The organism is Gordonia sp. IITR100 (assembly GCF_002009645.1).
Lineage (GTDB): Bacteria > Actinomycetota > Actinomycetes > Mycobacteriales > Mycobacteriaceae > Gordonia > Gordonia hongkongensis.
In genome coordinates, this window is the sequence record NZ_MVKV01000003.1 from 451498 (window position 1) to 472969 (window position 21472).

Here is a 21472-nt window from a genome sequence, read left to right on the forward strand (position 1 = left end):
GAGGAGACACGATGATCCTGCTGCTCTCGACCTCGGACACCGACCTGCTCACGGCCTCGGCGGCCGACGAGGGCAACGCGTCGCCCGACGCGTCGGTGTCCTACCGCGGCGCGAATCCCTCTCGCATCCTGATCGAGGACATCCCGCGTCTCGCCGCCGACGCCGACCTCATCGTCGTGCGCATCCTGGGCGGCGTACGCGCCTGGGAGGACGGGCTGGCTGCGGTCGAGGCGACCGGCAAGCCGCTCGTCGTCTGTTCCGGTGAGCAGCAGCCCGACCCCGATCTGATGGCGCACTCCACGGTGCCCTCCGGCGTCGCCGCCCAGGCCCACGACTATCTCGCCGCGGGCAGCGTCGCCAACCTCGTGAATCTGCACCACTTCCTGTCCGACACCGTCCTGCTGACCGGCAACGGGTTCGAACTCCCGCAGCAGACGCCCGCGTGGGGCGTCCTGGAACGGACGCCTTCTCTGCTCCCTGAGGTGCGAGGAGCGGAAGCCGAACCTTCTCTGCTCCCTGAGGTGCGAGGAGCGCTAGCGACGAGCCACGAAGGGCCCGCCGACGCCCCAACCATCGCGGTTCTCTACTACCGCGCCCAGCACCTGGCGGGCAACACGCGGTACATCGCCGCGCTGTGCGATGCGATCGAGGACTGCGGGGCCCGTGCGCTGCCGATCTTCTGCGCCTCGCTGCGGACTGCGCCCGACGACCTCCTCGAACTGCTCGGTACCGCCGACGCCCTCGTGGTCACGGTGCTGGCCGCCGGCGGCGCCACCCCGGCCACCGCATCGGCCGGCGGCGACGACGAGGCGTGGAACATCGAACGTCTCGCCGCCATCGACATCCCGATCCTGCAGGGTCTCTGCCTCACCGGGTCCCGCGCGGACTGGGAGGACAGTGATGACGGCCTGTCGCCACTCGACGTCGCCACCCAGGTGGCGGTGCCCGAGTTCGACGGCCGCATCATCACCGTGCCGTTCTCCTTCAAGGAGTTCGACGACGACGGATTGCCCTGGTACCAGCCGGATCTCGAGCGCTGCGCACGGGTGGCGGGGATCGCCACCGCGCACGCCCGGTTGCGTCGGACCCCGGCCGCCGACAAGCGGATCGCGGTCATGCTGTCGGCCTACCCGACCAAGCACGCGCGGATCGGCAACGCCGTCGGTCTCGACACCCCGCGCAGCCTGCTGCGCCTTCTCGCCGCGATGCGCGATGCCGGCTACGACATCGGCCCGGAGGCCGGCCCGGACGCGATCCCCGGTCTCGCCGACGATGATTCAGATGCGCTGATCCACCAGATCATCGCCACCGGTGGTCAGGATGCCGACTGGCTGACCGAGGAGACCCTCGCCGCCAACCCGATCCGCCTGTCCGCGCGCGACTACCGGTCGTGGTTCGACACCCTGCCCGAAGGACTGCGCGCGGCGGTCACCGAGCACTGGGGACCCGCTCCGGGCGACCTGTTCGTCGACCGCACGCACAATCCCGACGGCGACATCGTCATCGCGGCATTGACCTTCGGCAACATCGCGATCATGGTGCAGCCGCCGCGCGGGTTCGGCGAGAACCCGGTCGCGATCTACCACGATCCGGATCTGCCGCCGTCGCACCACTATCTGGCCTCGTACCGGTGGATCGCGGCGCACGACAACGGCTTCGGCGCCGACGCCATCGTGCATGTCGGCAAACACGGCAACCTGGAGTGGCTGCCCGGTAAGAACCTCGGCATGTCGGCGGACTGCGGGACCGACGCCGCCCTCGGCGACCTCCCGCTCGTCTACCCGTTCCTGGTGAACGACCCGGGCGAGGGGACGCAGGCCAAGCGCCGCGCTCATGCGGTTCTCGTCGACCATCTGATCCCGCCGATGGCACGCGCCGAGTCCTACGGCGACATCGCCCGGCTGGAACAGCTTCTCGACGAGCACGCCAACATCTCCGCCCTCGACCCGGCGAAGCTGCCCGCGATCCGCCAGCAGATCTGGACACTGCTGACCGCGGCGAAGATGGACTCCGATCTCGGGCTCACCGAACGGCCCGACGAAGAGGTCTTCGACGACATGCTGCTGCACGTCGACGGGTGGCTGTGCGAGATCAAGGACGTGCAGATCCGTGACGGGCTGCACGTGCTCGGCGAGCCCCCGCGCGACGACGCCGAGGTCGACCTGGTCCTCGCCATGCTGCGTGCGCGCCAGCTCTGGGGCGGCACGTCGGCCCTGCCCGGCCTGCGCGAGGCCCTCGGACTCGTCGAAGACGGCTCGGCCGAGCGCGGTTCCGTCGACGCCGTCGAGGCGCAGGCCCGCGAACTCGTCGCCGCCTGCGCGAAGGACGACTGGTCGACCGAAGCGGTTGCCGCGGCCACCGCGGGACTGCCCAGCGCGGTCGGGGATGTGCTCACCTTCGCGGCGACCGAGGTCGTCCCGCGCCTGCGTCAGACGACCGGCGAGGTCCCGCGGGTGCTGCACGCCTTGGACGGCGGGTTCATCCCGGCCGGACCGAGCGGGTCACCGCTGCGCGGGCTGATCAACGTGCTGCCGACCGGACGCAACTTCTACTCGGTCGACCCGAAGGCCGTGCCCTCGCGGCTGGCGTGGGAGACCGGCCGCGCGATGGCCGACTCTCTGCTCGAGCGCTACCTGACCGACCACGGCGAATACCCGGCGTCGGTGGGGCTGTCGGTGTGGGGGACCAGCGCCATGCGCACCTCGGGTGACGACGTCGCCGAGGTGCTCGCGCTGCTCGGGGTCATGCCGGTGTGGGACGAGATGTCGCGGCGGGTCTCCTCGCTCGAGCTCATCGGCCTCGAGGAACTCGGACGTCCCCGCATCGATGTCACCGTCCGCATCTCCGGCTTCTTCCGGGATGCCTTCCCGCACGTCGTCACGATGCTCGACGACGCGGTCGCGCTCGCCGCGGCCGCTGACGACGAGTCCGACGAGCAGAACTTCGTCGCGGCACACGTGCGCGCCGCGATGTCCGAGCACGGCGACCGGCGTCGGGCCGTGACACGTGTCTTCGGTTCCAAGCCCGGCACCTACGGCGCCGGCATCCTGCAACTCATCGACTCACGGGACTGGCGCAGCGATGAGGACCTGGCCCGCGTCTACACCGAGTGGGGCGGTTACGCCTACGGACGCGACCTCGACGGGGTGCCCGCGGTCGACGACATGCGCGCCGCGTACAAGCGGATCGCCGTGGCGGCCAAGAACACCGACACCCGCGAACACGACATCGCCGACTCCGACGACTACTTCCAGTACCACGGCGGCATGGTCGCGACCGTTCGCGCTTTGACTGGTTCCTCGCCGGAGGCCTACATCGGCGACAGCACCCGCCCCGACTCCGTCCGCACCCGCACGCTGTCGGAGGAGACCAGCCGGGTGTTCCGCGCCCGCGTCGTCAACCCGCGCTGGATCTCGGCCATGCAGCGCCACGGATACAAGGGGGCCTTCGAGATGGCTGCCACCGTCGACTATCTCTTCGGTTACGACGCCACTACCGACGTCGTCGCCGACTGGATGTACGAGAAGCTCACCGAGTCCTATGTCCTCGACGAGACGAACCAGCAGTTCATGCAGCAGTCCAACCCCTGGGCGTTGCACGGCATCGCCGAACGTCTCCTCGAGGCCGTCGAACGCGACATGTGGCGCGAACCGCCGGCCGAGCTCCTCGACGCCCTCCGCACCGTCTACCTCCAGACCGAGGGCGACATCGAGGGCCGCGGCGAGGACGCCTCTGCCGGCTGAGCCGCCCACCGCTGGTTGAGCCGCCCACCGCTGGTTGAGCTTGTCGAAACCACCCCCCGGGACAAAACCGCGTCGTCGTTCGTTGTCCACGCAGACCCTGACGTCAACGGGTGCCGAAGGGCACCGAAGGACAGGTGAAGCATCATGGCTCTCCGCTGGTTCGCGGCCTACGCCGTGCTGGAGATCGCCGCGTTCGTCGCGATGGTCATGACCCTCGGATTCGGCTGGGCGGTGTTGATCAGCCTCGCCGCCGTGGTCCTCGGATTTGTCGTCCTGCGCTGGCAGGGCGGCAAGGTCTTCGACGAGCTGCGCCGCGCGTCGAGAAACGAGGTCGACGCCCGCGCCCCGCTGGCCGACACCGCGCTCGTCGCCGTGTCGACCATCCTTTTGGTCGTCCCGGGCGTCGTGTCGACCGTGGCCGGGACCCTGCTGCTGTTCCCGCCCACCCGTCGGGTGATGCGTCCGGCCGTCGCCGCGGTGGGTGCCCGCCGTGTGGCGACCGCGATGGACCGGGCCGGGATGTATGCCACCGGTGTCTACGGCGCAGGACGTGGCGCGACCGTCGTCGAGGGTTCCGTCGTGGAGTCCGACACGTCCGAGCCGGGGTCGCCGTCGGCGCCGCCGCACACCCGGGGCCTACCGCAGGGCCGCTGAACAGGTCCTGATCAGCCGACGGTCGGCACCACGCCGCCCGCGCCGCCGACACGTACGCATCCGGACCGCTCGCCACCCTCCTCCGACGGCAAGGCACACTGAACGATCGTGGCAACCCAACTGCTTCTCGGCGGCGCCGTGTACTCGCCGGCCGCCCCCGACGCGACCGCGATGGCCGTGACCGACGGAATCGTCGTCTGGGTCGGGACCGACGACGTCGGCCGCGCACTCCATCCCGACGCCGAGGTCATCGACCTCGCCGGACACTTCGTCAGTCCCGGGTTCGTGGACTCCCACGTCCACCTGACGTCCACCGGGCTCGGACTCGACGGCCTCACCCTGAACGAGGCGTCGAGCCGCACGCACTGCCTGCGGCTGGTGGAGAAGGCCGTGGCCGCCGAATCCGCCCATGACAAAGGCGACCTCATCTGGGGTCTCGGCTGGGACGACTCGACCTGGGCGGGCGCCGAACCCGACGACGGTCGCTTCCCGACGACCACCGAGCTCGACGCCGTCGTCGGGACCAGGCCGGTGTACCTCGCCCGGATCGACGAGCACTCCGCGGTGGCGTCCACCGCGCTGCGACGCCTGATCCCGGACCTGGCCGACGCCGTCGGCTATCACCCGGAGGAGCCGCTGGTCGCCGAGGCCCACCATCTCGTCCGCGGCGCGGCCCGCCTGCTGGTCACCGCGGCGCATCGTGAACGTGCACAACGCCGTGCGCTCGACGGGGCCGCCGCCCACGGGGTGGTGGCCGTGCACGAGAACGGCGGACCGGACATCAGCGGCATGGACGACTTCCTCGCGCTCGCCGAACTCGACCATCCCGTCGAGATCCGGCGCTACTGGGGCCAGGCCGTCACCGACGCCGACCACGCCCGCGAACTGATGTCGATCACCCGGGCCGACGCCCTGGGCGGTGACCTGTTCATCGACGGTGCCATCGGCTCCCACACCGCGTGGCTCTCGGAGCCCTACACCGACGATCCGCACACCAGCGGCATCAGCTACCTCGACGCCGAGGCGATCCGCGATCACCTGCGCGCCTGCACGATCGCGGGCATCCAGGCGGGCTTCCACGTCATCGGCGATGCCGCGACCGGCGTCGTCGTCAGCGCACTCGCCGAACTCGCCGACGAACTCGGCACGCCCGCGCTCGCACGCTGTGCGCACCGGCTCGAGCACGCCGAGATGGTCACCGCCGCCGATGCCGAGGTCCTCGCCCGCTGCGGCGTCATCGCCAGCATGCAACCGTTGTTCGACGCCGAATGGGGCGGTCCCGGCGACCTGTACGACGCCCGTCTCGGGGCGAGCCGCGCGGCCACCCTCAACGACTTCGCGATGCTGGCCAAAACCGGTGTCGCCCTGGCGTTCTCGTCAGACGCGCCGGTGACGGCCATCGACCCGTGGTCGACCATCCGGGCCGCCGTGCACCATCATCAGCCGACCAACGCGATCTCGGCGCGCGGCGCGTTCGCCGCGACGACCCGCGGCGGCTGGCGGGCCGGGGGAGTCAACGACGGTGTCACCGGGACCCTGACGCCCGGGGCCCCGGCGAGTTACGCGGTGTGGGAGGTCGACGAGCTCGTCGTCGCCGGGTCCCACGAGAAGGTCCAGCGCTGGTCGACCGATCCGCGGTCGCGGGTGCCGGCGCTGCCGGACGTCTCACCGGGGGCCGCGCTGCCGCGCTGCGTACGCACCGTGCACCGGGGCCGGACCCTGTACGACCGGGACGCCGGGTGAGTCCCCCGCGGGTCTCCCGATCCCGGATCTCAGCGTCCTGGCTCGCACGTACCGGGACCGCCGCCGCCGCGGGTGTCGCGATGTGGGCCGCGTTCCCACCGCGCAACTGGTGGTTCCTCGCGGTCCTCGGCCTCGGCCTGTTGTTCGCCGCACTCTTCGTCGGGTCGCCCCGGGTGCGCACCGGCGGGTGGATCGGCTTCGTCTTCGGGCTGGCGTTCTTCGTGCCGCTGTTGCCGTGGATCGGCGTCTACGTCGGTCCGCTCCCGTGGCTCGCCCTGGCCGCGGTGCTCGCCGTCTACCTCGCGCTGTTCGGCGCGATCGCCACCCTGACGATGCGGCTTCCGGTGCCCCCGGTGTGGTTCACGTTGTCCTGGGTGCTCGTCGAAGCGCTCCGTTCCGCCTTCCCGTTCGGCGGGTTCCCCTGGGGGAGAACCGCATTCAGTCAGGTCGACGGGCCGCTGCTGCCGCTGGCCGCGGTTCTCGGCGCTCCGGGGCTGTCGGCCGGTGTCGCGCTGTTCGGCTCCGCGGTCGCCTGGCTGCTCGTGATCCTCACCCGGGCGTACCGGCGCACGACGACCGCCTCCGACCCCGAGCACGCCGACGGCCCGGGGCCGTCCACCGAACGTTCCTCGGGCGTGGTGCGCATCGCGACCGCCGCGGTGGCCATCGCGCTGCTCGCACCGATCGCGGCCATCGCGGCGACCCCCGCCAGCCTCGACCGCAACATCGCGACGTCCTCGGCCCGGATCGGTGCCATCCAGGGCAATGTCCCGCGACTGGGTCTGGATTTCAACGCCCAGCGGCGCGCTGTCCTCGACAATCATGTCCGCACCACGATGTCCTACGGCCGGGCGATCGACACCGGGCAGACCGAGCAGCCCGACTTCGTCCTGTGGCCGGAGAACGCCTCGGACATCTCGCCGCTGGACAACGCAGACGCGGCCGCCGGGATCACCGCGGCCTCCGAGGCCGTCGACGCGCCGATCCTGGTCGGCACGCTCATCCGCAACCCCGATGGCCGACCCACCAATTCGGTCCTGGTCTGGGACGGCGCGCAGGGCCCGGTCGACCGCTACGACAAGCACATCGTCCAGCCGTTCGGCGAATACCTCCCGTGGCGGCCGTTCTTCCGCCTGTTCTCGTCGTATGCGGACATGGCCGGAGACTTCCGCCCCGGCACCGGACCCACGGTGGTCGATGTGCCCGGTCGCTCGGGGACGGTGACCGTCGGTGTCGCGACCTGCTGGGAGGTCGCCTTCGATCGGGCCGCTCGGCAATCCGTCCGGGACGGCGCGCAGATGCTGTTCGTGCCCACCAACAACGCGACCTTCGGCCGGACCGAGATGACGTATCAGCAGTTGGCCATGTCACAGGTCCGGGCCGTCGAACACGGGCGGTCCGTGGTCGTCGCGGCCACCAGTGGGGTGAGCGCCGTCATCGAGCCGGATGGATCCATCAGCCAACAGTCCGGCATATTCACCGCGGACGTGCTGACCGGGCGTCTGCCACTCCATGAGGACATGACCCTCGCGACCCGCCTGGGCCCCTGGCCGGAGGTGGTCGCGATCATCGCCGCGGTGGCCGGGCTTTTGTTTGCGCTGCGCTCGCGTACTAGGTTCTCACTCAGGCCACGCAGGGTCGCCGCACGGGCGACCGGTGACACGAAGGAGCTCGATGGCATCGGGGATTGACGCCACGGCAGGGCAGCGGCGGCCCGACGACGCGCCGCAACGCGTGGTCGGCGCCGACGGCACGGGCGCACTCGTCGTCGTGCCGACGTTCAACGAGCGCGACAACCTGCCGCTCATCATCGGACGTCTACAGGACGTGCTGCCAGGGGCGCATGTCCTCGTGGTCGACGACTCGAGCCCGGACGGCACGGGCGATGTCGCCGACGACCTTGCTCGCGCCGACGCGGCGACCCGGGTCCATGTCATGCACCGCGTCGATAAGGATGGCCTGGGCAAGGCGTACCTCGCCGGCTTCGCGTGGGGACTCGACCGCGACTATGCGGTCATCGTCGAGATGGACGCGGACGGCAGCCACGCGCCTGAGCAGCTGCACCGCCTGTTCGACGCCGTCAACGACGGCGCGGATCTCGTGATCGGGTCCCGCTACGTCCCGGGCGGCAAGCTGGTGAACTGGCCCAAGCGCCGGGAGTTCCTCTCCCGCGGGGCCAACACCTACGCCCGTCTGGCCCTCGGTGCGGGCGTCCACGACATCACCGCCGGGTTCCGCGCCTATCGCCGCATCGTGCTGGAGAAGATCCAACTCGACACCGTCGAGTCCGCGGGTTACTGCTTCCAGATCGACCTGGCGTGGCGCACGGTGCGTGCCGGCTTCGACGTCCGGGAGGTACCGATCACCTTCACCGAACGTGAGATCGGGGTGTCCAAGATGAGCGGCGGCGTGATGTCCGAGGCGTTCACGATGGTTGCCCGCTGGGGAGTCCAGAGCCGCCTCGAGCGCTGGGGACTCGTCCGGACGCGATGATTCGCTGAGCAGACGAACAGACCCGGCAGGATGTCCTGCCGGGTCTGTTCGGTCTCGTGCGTCGGGCGCCCGCGGGTGTCAGTTGGTGATGCCCTTGCGCCGCTGCTTGAGCAGGTCGAGGCGCTCGTTGAGCAGCACTTCGAGCTCTTCCTCGCTGCGTCGCTCGAGCAGCATGTCCCAGTGCGTACGCGGCGGCTTGGTCTTCTTCTCCTCGGGCTCGGCGCCCTCGAGGATCGTGCCTTCCATGCCGTTCTTGCACGGCCACTTCGACGGGACCTCCGCGTCGTCGGCGAACGGCACGTCGAAGATCTCGCCGTTGTCGGTGCGGTACTGGACGATGCGTCGTGGCGCGAGGTCGTGGTCACGATCGGTCTCGTAGCTCACCGCGCCGAGGCGGCTACCCCGAAGTACTCGATCTGCCATGAAGGGTTCCTCTCAACTTCGTCGGATCTCCCGGTCTGCCGGGAGATCTCTGTTGCATTCCAGGTTCGCGCGCAACGCTGCGCACGACTTTCGGGTCGTCAACAGGAATATTCTACGCGCATTCCTGCGTGGGTTCGCCACCGGCGACGACCCGTGTTGTCCAACCCGCTCGGCGGGGCCGCCGCCGGGAGCGCAGCGAGCGGGGCGAGTGTGTGTGCGCCGCCGGGAGCGCAGCGAGCGGGGCGAGTGTGTGTGCGCCGCCGGGAGCGCAGCGAGCGGGGCGAGTGTGTGTGTGCCGCCGGGAGCGCAGCGAGCGGGGCCAGTCGTGACAGCGGTACGGTCTCGGTGTGGAACCAGGCACTACGCACGGCGTACAAACGGGCGCATCACGTCGGCGTCGGCCGTACGCCTGCGCCTGGTGCGGCCGCACGATGGTGGACTCCGAGATGGGGCGTCGGCGGAAGTACTGCAAGCGATCGTGCAGGCAGCGTGCCTACGAGCAGAGAACGCTGCTCGAGGGCACATCCATTCCCGACGACGCGGTGATCCTCTCCTCGGCGGAGGCCGCCGACTTCGGCGACCGGATGTTCGCGCTGCGGTGCGCCGCGGAGGACCTCGGCACCGCGGTGGCCGAAGGTGCCGAACACGACGTACTGGCCGACCTCACCGACACGCTGCTCGAACTCGCGCGGGAAGCCGAGAAGCTGCGGTGACCGCGCGCATCTTCGCGCCCTCGCTCGTCGTCACGCTCGTGGCGCTGGTTGTCGCCTACCTCTACCTCGGCTGGACCGGCCTCGCCCTGTGCGCCATCCTCGGCGTGCTCGAGGTGTCCCTGTCGTTCGACAACGCGGTCATCAACGCGACGATCCTCGAACGGATGAGCGCGTTCTGGCAGAAGATGTTCCTCACCGTCGGCGTGCTCATCGCCGTGTTCGGCATGCGTCTCCTGTTCCCGCTGGTCATCGTGTGGATCACCGGAGGTCTCAACCCCGTCGAGGCGCTCGACCTGGCGATGAACCCGCCGCCCGAAGGGCAGACGCATTTCGCCGACGGTCAACCCAGCTACGAGACGATCCTCACCGAGGCCCACCCGCAGATCGCGGCGTTCGGCGGCATGTTCCTCCTGCTCCTGTTCCTCAACTTCGTGCTCACCGAGCGCCCGCAGACCTGGCTCACGTGGCTCGAGAAGCCGCTCGCCACGCTCGGCAAGCTCGACCAGCTCGCGGTCGTACTGGCCGCCCTGGCGCTGGTTCTCACCGCCGAGCTCCTGGCGCCGGACGAGAGCCGCGCGACCGTCCTGATCGCCGGAATCCTGGGCATGGTCACCTACATCACCGTCGACGGGCTCAGCTCGCTGTTCATGGCCGAGCCGGAATCGGACGAGCCGGAATCAGACGGGCCCGAATCACACAGGTCCGGATCGAACGGCTCCGGTCCGCACCCGGTCACCGTGGCCACCGGCAAGGCCGGGTTCTTCCTTTTCCTCTATCTCGAGCTCCTGGACGCGTCGTTCTCCTTCGACGGGGTGATCGGCGCCTTCGCCATCACCTCCGACCCGATCATCATCGCGTTGGGGCTCGGATTCATCGGCGCGATGTTCGTGCGGTCCATCACGATCTACCTTGTCCGCAAGGGCACGCTGGGGGAGTACCGCTACCTCGAACACGGTGCGCACTGGGCCATCGGCGCGCTGGCCGCGATCCTGTTGATCAGCATCGAGATCGAGATCAACGAGGTGATCACGGGGCTCGTCGGCGTGGCGTTCATCAGTGCGTCGCTCGCCAGCAGCATCCGCGCGAACCGGCGCGAAGCGCGTGCCGGGACCGGCGATCGACTGGCCGTCTGAGCTTCTCCGCGGCCGTCCTCGAACGTGCGGTGAACATCTGCGGGACCTTTGGAATCAGTCTGGGCCGCCTGCTGTCTTCTGTCGGTCGACAGGTGTACAAATGACGACGTCGGTGACGTGTGTCACGCAGGAGCCGAAGCCGAGTGGCTCCGCGACACAGGTCCGGGTTTCAGGTCGAAAACGCAGATTCGGTGGTCTTCATGGACAGCAAACAGCAGCAGATGATCCAGTTCGAGACGGACTGGTACTCCCTGGGCGGGGGCTCCTCCCGGCAGATCGTCGAGGAGTTCGGCCTCACCGATCGCGACTTCTTCTCCCAGGTCGACCGCCTCGTCGACACCGACCCGCCGTCGGGATTGACCGCTGCGGAGCTTCGCCGCATGCGCCAGGTCATCCGCCGTCGGCTGTGGATGGCCCGCTGATCCCAGCCCGCGCGCGGCCCGGGGGATAATCGACGGGTGCCCTTCTCCGATGACGATCTCGAAGCGTTCTATCGCGATGTCGAGGCACGCACGGCGTTCCGCGAGCAACCCCGACGCCGGCGCAACGCCGGCATCGACTATCCGGCCTGCCCGACGCCGGACAAACTGCCGTTCGCCTCGCCGGCCGACGCTCGTGAGGGCATCGATCGACTCCGCCGCCACCTCGTCGGTACCGCCCCGGAGCTGCGCTACTACGAGTGCTCCTGCCGCGCTTGGCATATCACCAGCTCGGCGCAACTGATCCATCGACGGGTGCCGCCGGCGCCGGCTCGTCGTCGGAAGGGTAAGAAGAAGCGGTGACGATTCCGCCCGCCGGCCCGCACGCACTCGTCGACCTCGCGAGCGACGACCCGTCGACGACCGCCGAGACCTACCAGCGGTTGCTCGGACGCGACGTCGGTACGGGCGCCGACGGCCGGCGAGTGGTGAACCTCGGCAACGTCGCCCTCTCGATCCGGCCGTCGGCCGGCGAGCCCGACACCCACGACGTGTACTTCACGGTCGACGACGTCGCCGCGTCCCGGCGTCTACTCGGCCGGCGCGGGTATCCGCTCGCGGACACCGCCCTCGGGGCGCTGGGTGAGACCAGTTCGGTCGGGATCGCCGAACGACACGAATCCGGAGTCGCTGCCGACGGCGATCTGACCGGCCTCGACCATCTGGTCTTCACCTGCGACAACCGCGATGTCGCCGTCGCGCTGTTCGCCGGCACCTTCGGCCTCGATTTCCGTCTCGACCAGCCGATCGGGCAGGACGCCCGTCAGCTGTTCTTCCGGCGCGACGACTTGATCGTCGAGGTCGTCGCCGCGCCCCGCCCGCCGGCCGACCCGGTGCCGTCGTCGCCGGTCATGCTCTGGGGTGTGGCATGGCGGTCGACCGATGTGGACACGACCCACGCGCGCCTGACGGCCGACGGACTCGATCTCAGCGAGGTCCGCATCGGACGCAAGAAGGGCACGCGGATCTTCACGGTTCGCCACCGCGAACTCGCCACGCGGACCGTGGTCATCGGCCCCGACGCCGGACCCGACTCGCTTCAGTAGCCGAAATCCGACAAAAGGTGGGTTTTCGGGAACGCCTGCGCTAATCTGACTACGAATGTTGTCGAATTAGTAGTATCCGAGACCGATGTTGGGGGCACCATGACCGCGGTACACGAAGAACGGACAGCGTCCGAACCCGCAGCGAGTGACTTCGTGGCGGGCGAGCCGCTGCTCAACCACCGCGACGACGAGATCGAACTGATCCCGCCGGACTCGCTGACCGCCAAGCTCACCGGCATGTACACGTTCCTCCCGATCAACGGGGCGGCGTTCGTGATGCAGGTGATGCACCCCGTCATCGGCGATGTCGTCGACAAGTACTCGGTCTTCCGCACCGACCCCGTCGGACGTGCGATCCGCTCCGCCGACTCGGTGCTGCGCTGGACCTACGGCGGTCAGGAGGCTCTCGAGGAGGGCAAGCGTCTCCGCAAGCTGCACCAGCCGCTGCAGATGCGCAACTCGGAGGGCAAGCACATCAGTGCACTCAACCCGGAGGCGTACGCCTGGGTGATCGCCACCGCGCTGCCGACGATCGAGACCGCCGCGCCGCTGGTGTTGGGCCGGCACTTCACCCTCGAGGAGCGCAAAGAACTCCTGCGGGACAACCGCCGCATCGCCAAGATCGTCCAGGTACCGATGAAGAACTACCCCGAGACCCTCGAGGAGTTCGACGAGTACTTCGACGATTTCATCGAGAACAAGCTCGTCCGGCACCCGGTCGCGCTGGAACTGATCGGTCAGATGCGCGCCGCGCCCGTCGTCCCGAAGTCGGTGCCCAAGGCGTTGCGCCCCGCCGTGAAGAAGGCCGCTGCCACCGCGTCGGTGCCGTTCCAGAACTTCAACTACCTGACCACCGTCGGCGTCATGGATCCGCGCGTGCGGGAGATCCTGGGCCTGAGCTGGTCCGACGCCGAGCAGCGTCACCTCGAGCGGATTCATCGCAATCTACGATTCGCCTACCGCACCCTGCCGGAGCGGCTGACGTACTTCCCGCTGGCCTATCACGCCCGGCGTCATCACGACGCGATCCAGGCCATGAAGGTTCGCGAGAAGGCAAGCGCTGCCTACCAGTACCACCCCAAAGAGGGTGCGGCGCACCAGGGCTGAGCGCTTCCGGTCGGTCTGGTCACGTCGTCGGGGGCGTGACCAGACCGACGACATGGTCGGCGATCGCCAACGATGACGTGATGCCCGGCGACTCGATACCGAAGAGGTTGACCAGGCCCGCGATGCCGTGTGACCGCGGCCCCTGGATCACGAAGTCACCGGCACCGGCACCCGGCCCGGCGACCTTGGGCCGGATCCCGGCGTAGGCGGGCACCAGGGCGTTGGTCGGCAACTGCGGCCAGTACGTGCGGATGGCTCGTTCGAATGCGTCGGCGCGCGCCTCGTCGACGGCGTAGTCGAGTTCCTCCCCGGCGGTCGTCTCGTCGGGGGACGAGTTCAGCCATTCGACGTCGGGGCCGAATCGGGCCTCGCCGGCGAGATCCATCGTGAAGTGCACGCCCAATCCGCCGTCGGCGGGGATCGGGTAGACGAGGTGGCGAAACGGCGCCCGGACGCCGGACAACCCGAAGTAATTCCCCTTGGCGAGGAAGCGCGGCGGGATCCGGCCGCCGAAGCCGGCCAGCGCCCGGGCCACCTCCCACGCGCCGATCCCGGCACAGTTGACGAGCGTCCGGGCGGAGGCCGATTCGCCGTCCGATGTCTGCACGGTGACCCCCTGTGCGTTGATCTGTCCGCCGATCACCCTGCTGCGCAACGCGATCGCGCCACCGTGTGCCTCCAGGTCACGCACCAGTGCACGCACCACACCGTCGACGTCGACGATCCCGGTCGACGGTGAGAACAGAGCCGCGACGCCTTCGACTGCCGGTTCCCGGTCGCGCAGTTCGTCCACTCCGATCCGTCGAAGGTCGGACACGCCGTTGGCCAGACCGTGTCGGAGCAAGACGTCGAGGCGTTCGCTCTGAGTGCCGTCGGTGGCGACGATGAGTTTGCCCGGCCGCGCCCACAAAACGCCGTGCTCGTCGCAGAATCGGGTTAACTGCTCGCGACCGCGGACGCACAGTTCCGCCTTCAGGCTGCCCTCGGGGTAGTAGATGCCGGCGTGGATCACCTCCGAGCTCCGCGAGGTCGTCTGCGCGCCAACCGAATCGGTGGCCTCGAGGACGACGACGTCGCGTCCTCGCCGGGCGAATGCCCGCGCCACCGCCAGCCCGACGATGCCGCCGCCGACCACGAGGCAGTCGACCTCCACACGCTCCGTCGTCGCGTGCTCGGCCCGGTGGATGCGCGTCACTGCTCGTACCTCCTCGTCGCTTGTCGTCGAGTTCCGTCGGCCACGGTATCCGGGCAAACCCGGCGGCGTGGGGCAGACTGGGGTGATGCGGTATTCGGAGGTTCTCGCGATCGTGCAGGCCGGTGGACGTGGTTCGCGGATGGAGGTGCTGACCGATCGGCGGGCGAAACCCGCGTTGCCGTTCGCGGGCAACTATCAGCTCATCGATTTTCCGCTCTCCAACCTGCACCACAGTCACATCGACGACGTGTGGTTGTGCGTGCAGTACGAGGCCGAGACCATCACCCAGATCGTGGCGGGTGGCCGTCCCTGGGATCTGGACCGTACGAGCGGCGGGTTGCGCGTGGTGATGCCGGAACAGACCGACGCCCCGGAAACCGAAGACGGCTTCGCGACCGGCAACGCCGACCTGCTGTACCGCATCCGCGGCCGCATCGCCGCCCACGCACCGGACGAGGTCATCGTCATGAGCGCCGACCACGTCTACGACTTCGACTTCCGCGACGCCATCGAGACCCACCGCCGCCATGGCGCCGAATGCACTGTGGTCACCACGACGTGTCCTCTTGGGGAGGCCGCGCAGCACGCCACCGTGAAAGCCCGCCGCGACGGGACGGTCCGCGAGTTCCGCTACAAACCCGAACGCGCCACCACGCGCACGATCGCCACCGAGATCTTCGTCTACGACCCGGCCGTGCTCATCGAGGGCCTCGAGTACCTGGAGAGCCGGACGACCGAGGGATCCCCGAAGGACGACACCGGCCTGGGGGACTTCGGCGAACACCTGGTGCCGTGGTTCGTCGACCGCGGCAAGACGGTGGCCCACGCGATGCCGGGGTACTGGATCGACGCCGGCCGTCCCGAGACCTACCTGCAGGCGCACCGCGACCTCATCTCCGGGTCCCTCGACGTCTTCCGCGCCGACCGGCCGATCCTCACCAACCAGCCGCAGCGCCCGGCCGCGCGTATCGAGACCGGGGCGGTCGTCGAGGACAGTCTCGTCAGCAGCGGCGCCCACGTGCACGGAACGGTCCGACGCAGCGTTCTCGGACCGGGGGTGGTCGTCGAAAAGGGTGCGGTCGTGGCCGATTCGGTGATCTTCGGTGACGTTGTCATCGGCGCCGGCGCGTCGGTCGCATGGTCTGTCCTCGACGAACGGGTGCGCGTCGGCCCGAACGCGGTGATCGGCGGGCACCCGCGGACACGCCCGGTCCCGACCGAGAAGATCACGTTGGTCGGGATGGATACGCAGATCCTGCGCGGTGCCCGGGTGGCATTGGGAGACCGCGTCGAGCCGGGTCGCCGCATCCGGTGACCCGGGCCGACCTGTTCGCGACCGCGCGGCACTGGCGGGACCACGATCCGGACCCGTCGACCCGAGCCGTGCTGACCGATCTGATCGACGCGGCCGTGACCGGTGACGTCGCCGCCGCCGACGATCTCGCGGCCCGCTTCCACGGACCGCTGACCTTCGGCACCGCCGGCCTGCGCGGCGAGGTCGGTGCGGGCGAGTCACGGATGAACGTCGCCGTGGTCACCCGCGCCACGGCCGGTGTCGCGCGGTATCTGCTCGACACGGTCGGTCCCGACGCGCGCGTCGTGGTCGGGTGCGACGCCCGGCACGGATCGGCCGAGTTCTTCGATGCGGCAACCGAAGTGCTTGCGGCGCAAGGGCTCACGGTGTTCGCGCTGCCACCCCGGTTGCCGACGCCGGTCACCGCTCATGCGACGCGTGCGCTCGACTGCGACGCCGGGGTGATGATCACCGCCTCGCACAACCCACCGGCCGACAACGGTTACAAGGTGTATCTCGGCGGGCGTGTCACCGACGATGCGGGCAGGGGAGTGCAGATCATCTCGCCGGCCGACGCCGACATCGCGGACCGGATCGCGCAGGCGCCGCCCGCCGACGAGGTGCCCCGGGACTCCGCGGCAGTCATCCACCTCGATGACGAGACGGTCCGTACCTATGTCGAGCGCACCGCGCGGCTACGACCCGTCGGCGGTCCGTCGCCGGTGCGCGTCGTACTGACGCCGATGCACGGGGTCGGGGGTGCGGTCGCCCGAGACGTGTTGCGGGCCGCGGGAATCGGCGACGTCCACGTGGTGGCGGCGCAGTCCGCTCCCGATCCGGACTTCCCGACGGTGCCGTTCCCGAACCCGGAGGAGCCCGGTGCCCTCGACCTCGCACTCGATCTCGCACGCGACGTCGACGCGGACGTCGTGATCGCCCTCGACCCCGACGCCGACCGCTGCTCGGTGGCGACGGTCGGTCCCGATGGGCAATGGCGACAGCTGACCGGCGACGAGATCGGCGCGCTGCTGGGGGAGCAGGCGGCACGGGATGCGACGCGCCCCGGTGACACCCTGGCGTGTTCGATCGTGTCGAGCCGGCTGCTCGGCCGGATCGCCGCGGACCACGGGCTACGGTTCGCGGCGACGCTCACCGGATTCAAGTGGATCGCCCGGACTTCCGGCCTGCGTTTCGGTTACGAGGAGGCGATCGGCTACTGCACTGACCCCGACACCGTCCGCGACAAGGACGGCATCGGTGCGATGGTCCGGGTCATCTCCCTCGTCGAGGAACTCGGGAGGGATGGCCGCACGCTGACCGACGAGCTCGACCGGCTCGCCCGTCGCCACGGCCTGCATGCCACCGCACCGTTGACGATCCGCGTCGAGGACACCGCGCTGATCGGCGAGATGATGCAGCGCCTGCGTTCCTCACCGATCGAACGACTGGCCGGCTCGCCGGTGGTGGAGAACCGCGACCTGGCACATGGATCCGCTGACCTGCCGCCGACCGATGGCGTCATGGTGCGGACCGCCGCCGACGACCGCGTCGTCGTGCGTCCCTCCGGCACCGAGCCGAAGCTGAAGTGCTATCTCGAAGTCGTCCTCGACTGCCCGGGCGGCGCCGTACCGCGGGACGAGGCCGCACGCCGTCTCGACGCCCTCGGTGCGGACATCTCGGCGGTGCTCGAGGTCTGAGCGCACTACGATCAATCCGTGCCGCGAACCGATTCCGATCAGCGCCTGCGCGATCTGACCCTGCTGCGTCAGGTCCGCGACCGGATCGACCGCGAGTACGCGCAGCCGCTCGACGTCGAGGCGCTCGCGCGCGGGGTGAACATGTCGGCCGGTCACCTGAGCCGCAAGTTTCGCCAGACCTACGGCGAATCGCCTTACTCGTACTTGATGACTCGCCGCATCGAACGGGCGATGACGCTGCTGCGGCGCGGCGACCTGACCGTCACCGAGGTCTGCTTCGAGGTGGGCTGCTCGTCGTTGGGCACCTTCAGCACCCGGTTCACCGAACTCGTCGGGGTCCCGCCGACGGTCTATCGCGAACAGTCGGCCGACGCGACGGACGGGATACCGGCGTGCCTGGCGAAGAACATCACGAGACCGATCAGGAATCGAGAAGCACAGCGCGGGTGAGACTGCCTAGCCTGATCCCATGAACATCACGATCCAGTACACCTTCCTCCCACATACCGATGGCGACGCCGCCCTGGGCTTCTACCGCGACCTCCTCGGTTTCGAACTCCGCAAGGATGTCGGCTACGAGGGCATGCGGTGGCTGACCGTCGGCCCGCCCGGACAGCCGGGCACGTCGATCGTCCTGCATCCGCCGGCTGCCGATCCGGGTATCTCCGAGGAGGAACGCCAGACGATCCTCGAGTTGATCGCCAAGGGGAGTTACGGCGCGCTGACGCTGGCGACCGACGACCTCGACGGGCTGTTCGACAAATTGCAGTCCAGCGGCGTCGACATCGTGCAGGAGCCGATGGATCAGCCGTATGGCGTGCGCGACGCCGCCGTTCGTGACCCGGCGGGCAACCTCATCCGTATCGACCAGGCCGGCTGAGAGATGTGCGGACCCGGTCGATACCCGCCCCCGGAAGCACTCGGCGCGGTCGTAGACCGACAACACCCCGCGCCGGCGCCCGCCACCCTGGTTAGATCGACCGGGAGTCCGCGCACCGACCTCGTGGCAACGGACCTCCGGAATGACACGAGCACCCCGAACGCCGACGACCGCCCGCCCGCGGTCGCCACATTGATGGAGAGACGATGAGCCGAACCGCCACCCGTCCCGCACGGAAGGTCGACGCTGTGCGGGCCGACGGCATTCACCCCGCCGACACGCACGACATCATCCGCGTCCACGGCGCCCGGGAGAACAACCTCAAGGACGTCAGCGTCGATCTGCCGAAGCGTCGGCTGACGGTCTTCACCGGGGTGTCGGGTTCCGGGAAGAGCTCACTGGTCTTCAGCACCATCGCCGCGGAATCCCAGCGCCTCATCAACGAAACGTACAGCGCGTTTGTCCAGGGCTTCATGCCGTCGATGGCTCGTCCGGACGTCGACATCCTGGAGGGTCTGACGACGGCGATCATCGTCGACCAGGAGCGGATGGGTGCCAACGTCCGGTCGACCGTCGGCACGGCCACCGACGCGAACGCGATGCTGCGTATTCTGTTCAGTCGCTTGGGAACTCCGCATATCGGTTCGCCTCAGGCCTTCTCGTTCAACGTCGCCTCGATCAGCGGGGCGGGTGCGGTGACCATCGAGAAGGGCGGGCAGAAGGTCAAGGAGCGTCGGAGCTTCTCCATCACCGGCGGGATGTGCCCACGATGCGAGGGCCGCGGCGACGTCTCCGACTTCGACCTCACCGCGCTGTACGACTCGTCGAAGTCGCTCAACGAGGGCGCGCTGACGATCCCCGGCTACTCAATGGACGGCTGGTACGGCCGGATCTACCGCGGCTGCGGCTTCTTCGACCCCGACAAGCCAATTGCCAAGTACACCAAGAAGCAACTCAACGACCTGCTCTACAAAGAGCCCACCAAGATCAAGGTCGAGGGCATCAACATCACCTACGAGGGTCTGATCCCGAAGATCCAGAAGTCGATGTTGAGCAAGGACCGTGAGGCGATGCAGCCGCACATCCGCGCCTTCGTCGATCGCGCGATCACCTTCGCGAAGTGCCCGGACTGTGAGGGCACCCGCCTCACCGCCGAGACCCGCTCGTCGAAGATCAAGGGCATCAGCATCGCCGACGCGTGCGCGATGCAGATCAGCGATCTCGCCCAGTGGGTCGCCGAACTCGACGATCCGTCCGCGGCCCCGCTGATCGCCGCGCTGCGGGACCACCTCAACGCGTTCGTCGACATCGGACTCGGCTACCTGTCCCTGGAACGCCCGGCCGGCACGCTGTCCGGCGGAGAGGCGCAGCGCACCAAGCTGATCCGTCACCTGGGTTCGTCGCTGACCGACGTGACCTATGTGTTCGACGAGCCGTCGATCGGTCTGCACCCGCACGACATCACCCGGATGAACGATCTGCTGCGCGCATTGCGGGACAAGGGCAACACGGTGCTGGTGGTCGAGCACAAGCCGGAGGTGATCGCGATCGCCGACCGCGTCGTCGACATCGGCCCGGGAGCGGGCACCGACGGCGGCACGATCGTGTTCGAAGGCACCGTCGACGAACTGCGGGCCGCGGACACGCTCACCGGGCGCCACCTGGAGGACCGCGCCGCCGTCAAGGACGAGGTCCGCACGCCCAGTGGTCATCTCGAGGTCCGCGGGGCCGACGCCAACAATCTGCGCGATGTCGACGTCGACATCCCGCTCGGTGTGCTGGTCGTGCTCACCGGCGTCGCGGGCTCGGGCAAGAGTTCGTTGATCAACTCGACGGTCGCCAAGAAGGACGGGGTCGTCTCCATCGACCAGAGCGCCATCAAGGGGTCGCGGCGTTCCAATCCGGCGACCTACACCGGTCTGCTCGAGCCGATCCGCAAGGCGTTCGCCAAGGCCAACGGCGTGAAACCCGCCTTGTTCAGCGCGAACTCGGAGGGTGCCTGCCCCAACTGCAACGGTGCGGGTGTCGTCTACTCCGACCTCGCGATGATGGCCGGCGTCGCCGCGCCCTGCGAGGTGTGCGAGGGCAAGCGATTCCAGGCCGAGGTGCTCGACTACACCTTCGGCGGCAGAAATATCAGCGAAGTCCTCGAGATGTCGGTCGCCCAGGCGGAGGCCTTCTTCGCCGACGGCGACGCGAAACTCCCGGCAGCGCACAAGATCCTGCACCGGATGGTCGACGTCGGGCTCGGTTACATCAAGGTCGGTCAGCCGCTGACCACCCTGTCCGGCGGCGAACGCCAGCGCCTGAAGTTGGCCAGTCACATGGGGGAGAAGGGCGACGTCTACATCCTCGACGAGCCCACCACGGGCCTCCACCTCGCCGACGTGGAACAGCTCCTCGGGCTGCTCGACCGTCTCGTCGACTCCGGAAAGTCGGTGATCGTCATCGAGCACCATCAGGCCGTGATGGCCCACGCCGACTGGATCATCGACCTCGGCCCGGGCGCCGGCCACGACGGCGGCCGGATCGTCTTCGAGGGCACGCCCGCCGACATCGTCGCCGACCGGTCCACGCTCACCGGCGAGCACCTCGCCGAGTACGTCGGTGCCTGACCCGAGGGCGCAGCCGGCGCGAGCGAGAGCTTCGCTCCCGCTCCCTATCCGAAGGAGCGCCCCCACCGCTCCCTATCCGAAGGAGCGCCCCGCCGCTCCCTGAGGTGCGAGGAGCGATAGCGACGAGCCACGAAGGGTCCAGCGACCGAGGCTCCCAAACCCTAAGTGACGAGCCTTCTTCCGCTCCCTGAGGTGCGAGGAGCGCAAGCCGCCGGGCCGAGCAAGCGACGAAGGAGCGCGTCGAGGTCGACGAGCCT

Annotated in this window: 18 protein-coding genes; 16 read left to right on the forward strand and 2 right to left on the reverse strand. The window is 69.0% G+C overall.

The genetic code is table 11. The features are described 5' to 3' along the window. Positions 1-11 precede the first annotated feature (11 nt). The 5 genes from cobN to B1818_RS08475 all read left to right on the forward strand — a co-directional run bounded on the left by cobN (position 12) and on the right by B1818_RS08475 (position 8633). Positions 12-3743: a cobaltochelatase subunit CobN gene (gene cobN, locus B1818_RS08455; protein WP_078112426.1), complete on the forward strand. Its 3732-nt coding sequence runs from the start codon at positions 12-14 to the stop codon at positions 3741-3743. A gap of 144 nt (positions 3744-3887) precedes the next feature. Continuing rightward, entirely contained in the window at positions 3888-4397 is a 510-nt protein-coding gene (locus B1818_RS08460; protein WP_065632035.1) for an FxsA family protein, read from the forward strand. 108 nt (positions 4398-4505) lie between these two features. Beyond that, on the forward strand, positions 4506-6140 hold the full coding sequence (locus tag B1818_RS08465) for an amidohydrolase (RefSeq protein ID WP_078112427.1): 1635 nt from the start codon (positions 4506-4508) through the stop codon (positions 6138-6140). Continuing rightward, a complete protein-coding gene (gene lnt, locus B1818_RS08470; RefSeq protein ID WP_078112428.1) occupies positions 6137-7831 on the forward strand; it encodes an apolipoprotein N-acyltransferase in 1695 nt (564 codons plus the stop codon). Before B1818_RS08465 ends, lnt begins: the two co-directional genes overlap by 4 nt. After that, the gene (locus B1818_RS08475; RefSeq protein WP_058250447.1) at positions 7815-8633 is read left to right on the forward strand and encodes a polyprenol monophosphomannose synthase; all 819 of its coding nucleotides are present in this window, start codon (positions 7815-7817) and stop codon (positions 8631-8633) included. The genes lnt and B1818_RS08475 overlap by 17 nt, the downstream gene beginning before the upstream one ends. A 78-nt stretch (positions 8634-8711) precedes the next feature. On the opposite strand, the gene B1818_RS08480 is transcribed toward B1818_RS08475, so the two are convergent. Next, the gene (locus tag B1818_RS08480; protein WP_058250448.1) at positions 8712-9056 is read right to left on the reverse strand and encodes an RNA polymerase-binding protein RbpA; all 345 of its coding nucleotides are present in this window, start codon (positions 9054-9056) and stop codon (positions 8712-8714) included. 431 nt (positions 9057-9487) lie between these two features. Here B1818_RS08480 and B1818_RS08485 point away from each other — a divergent pair, with 431 nt between their 5' ends. From B1818_RS08485 to B1818_RS08510, 6 genes are all read left to right on the forward strand, one after another. Then, a complete protein-coding gene (locus B1818_RS08485) occupies positions 9488-9769 on the forward strand; it encodes a hypothetical protein (protein ID WP_065632033.1) in 282 nt (93 codons plus the stop codon). Next, the gene (locus tag B1818_RS08490) at positions 9766-10902 is read left to right on the forward strand and encodes a DUF475 domain-containing protein (RefSeq protein ID WP_078112429.1); all 1137 of its coding nucleotides are present in this window, start codon (positions 9766-9768) and stop codon (positions 10900-10902) included. The genes B1818_RS08485 and B1818_RS08490 overlap by 4 nt, the downstream gene beginning before the upstream one ends. 200 nt (positions 10903-11102) lie before the next feature. Then, a complete protein-coding gene (locus tag B1818_RS08495) occupies positions 11103-11324 on the forward strand; it encodes a DUF3263 domain-containing protein (RefSeq protein WP_065632045.1) in 222 nt (73 codons plus the stop codon). A 36-nt stretch (positions 11325-11360) separates the two neighbouring features. Next, the gene (locus tag B1818_RS08500) at positions 11361-11684 is read left to right on the forward strand and encodes a hypothetical protein (protein ID WP_065632031.1); all 324 of its coding nucleotides are present in this window, start codon (positions 11361-11363) and stop codon (positions 11682-11684) included. Continuing rightward, a complete protein-coding gene (locus B1818_RS08505) occupies positions 11681-12427 on the forward strand; it encodes a VOC family protein (protein ID WP_078112430.1) in 747 nt (248 codons plus the stop codon). The genes B1818_RS08500 and B1818_RS08505 overlap by 4 nt, the downstream gene beginning before the upstream one ends. A 99-nt stretch (positions 12428-12526) precedes the next feature. Next, positions 12527-13534 (forward strand): oxygenase MpaB family protein, encoded by a 1008-nt coding sequence (locus B1818_RS08510; RefSeq protein ID WP_058250453.1) that lies wholly within the window; start codon positions 12527-12529, stop codon positions 13532-13534. A gap of 19 nt (positions 13535-13553) precedes the next feature. On the opposite strand, the gene B1818_RS08515 is transcribed toward B1818_RS08510, so the two are convergent. Beyond that, positions 13554-14786 (reverse strand): NAD(P)/FAD-dependent oxidoreductase, encoded by a 1233-nt coding sequence (locus B1818_RS08515; RefSeq protein WP_078112431.1) that lies wholly within the window; start codon positions 14784-14786, stop codon positions 13554-13556. A 28-nt stretch (positions 14787-14814) separates the two neighbouring features. On the opposite strand from B1818_RS08515, the gene B1818_RS08520 reads away from it, so the two are divergent. The 5 genes from B1818_RS08520 (at position 14815) to B1818_RS08540 (ending at position 21215) form a co-directional block, all read left to right on the forward strand. Further along, positions 14815-16044, forward strand: a complete 1230-nt coding sequence (locus B1818_RS08520) for a glucose-1-phosphate adenylyltransferase family protein (RefSeq protein WP_078112432.1) — start codon at positions 14815-14817, stop codon at positions 16042-16044. 11 nt (positions 16045-16055) lie between these two features. Then, the gene (locus B1818_RS08525; RefSeq protein ID WP_139363000.1) at positions 16056-17720 is read left to right on the forward strand and encodes a phospho-sugar mutase; all 1665 of its coding nucleotides are present in this window, start codon (positions 16056-16058) and stop codon (positions 17718-17720) included. Between the two features lie 18 nt (positions 17721-17738). Then, positions 17739-18170: a helix-turn-helix transcriptional regulator gene (locus tag B1818_RS08530; protein WP_058250457.1), complete on the forward strand. Its 432-nt coding sequence runs from the start codon at positions 17739-17741 to the stop codon at positions 18168-18170. 19 nt (positions 18171-18189) lie between these two features. After that, positions 18190-18600 (forward strand): VOC family protein, encoded by a 411-nt coding sequence (locus tag B1818_RS08535; protein ID WP_058250458.1) that lies wholly within the window; start codon positions 18190-18192, stop codon positions 18598-18600. A 206-nt stretch (positions 18601-18806) separates the two neighbouring features. Next, entirely contained in the window at positions 18807-21215 is a 2409-nt protein-coding gene (locus tag B1818_RS08540; protein WP_078112434.1) for an excinuclease ABC subunit UvrA, read from the forward strand. The last annotated feature ends 257 nt before the right edge of the window (positions 21216-21472 follow it).

Coding starts and splice junctions, on each gene's coding strand:
- B1818_RS08475 (WP_058250447.1), top strand. CDS start 7,815: ATGGCATCGGGGATTGACGCCACGGCAGGGCAGCGGCGGCCCGACGAC.
- B1818_RS08510 (WP_058250453.1), top strand. CDS start 12,527: ATGACCGCGGTACACGAAGAACGGACAGCGTCCGAACCCGCAGCGAGT.
- B1818_RS08480 (WP_058250448.1), bottom strand. CDS start 9,056: ATGGCAGATCGAGTACTTCGGGGTAGCCGCCTCGGCGCGGTGAGCTAC.
- cobN (WP_078112426.1), top strand. CDS start 12: ATGATCCTGCTGCTCTCGACCTCGGACACCGACCTGCTCACGGCCTCG.
- B1818_RS08535 (WP_058250458.1), top strand. CDS start 18,190: ATGAACATCACGATCCAGTACACCTTCCTCCCACATACCGATGGCGAC.
- B1818_RS08485 (WP_065632033.1), top strand. CDS start 9,488: ATGGTGGACTCCGAGATGGGGCGTCGGCGGAAGTACTGCAAGCGATCG.
- B1818_RS08540 (WP_078112434.1), top strand. CDS start 18,807: ATGAGCCGAACCGCCACCCGTCCCGCACGGAAGGTCGACGCTGTGCGG.
- B1818_RS08520 (WP_078112432.1), top strand. CDS start 14,815: ATGCGGTATTCGGAGGTTCTCGCGATCGTGCAGGCCGGTGGACGTGGT.
- B1818_RS08460 (WP_065632035.1), top strand. CDS start 3,888: ATGGCTCTCCGCTGGTTCGCGGCCTACGCCGTGCTGGAGATCGCCGCG.
- B1818_RS08495 (WP_065632045.1), top strand. CDS start 11,103: ATGGACAGCAAACAGCAGCAGATGATCCAGTTCGAGACGGACTGGTAC.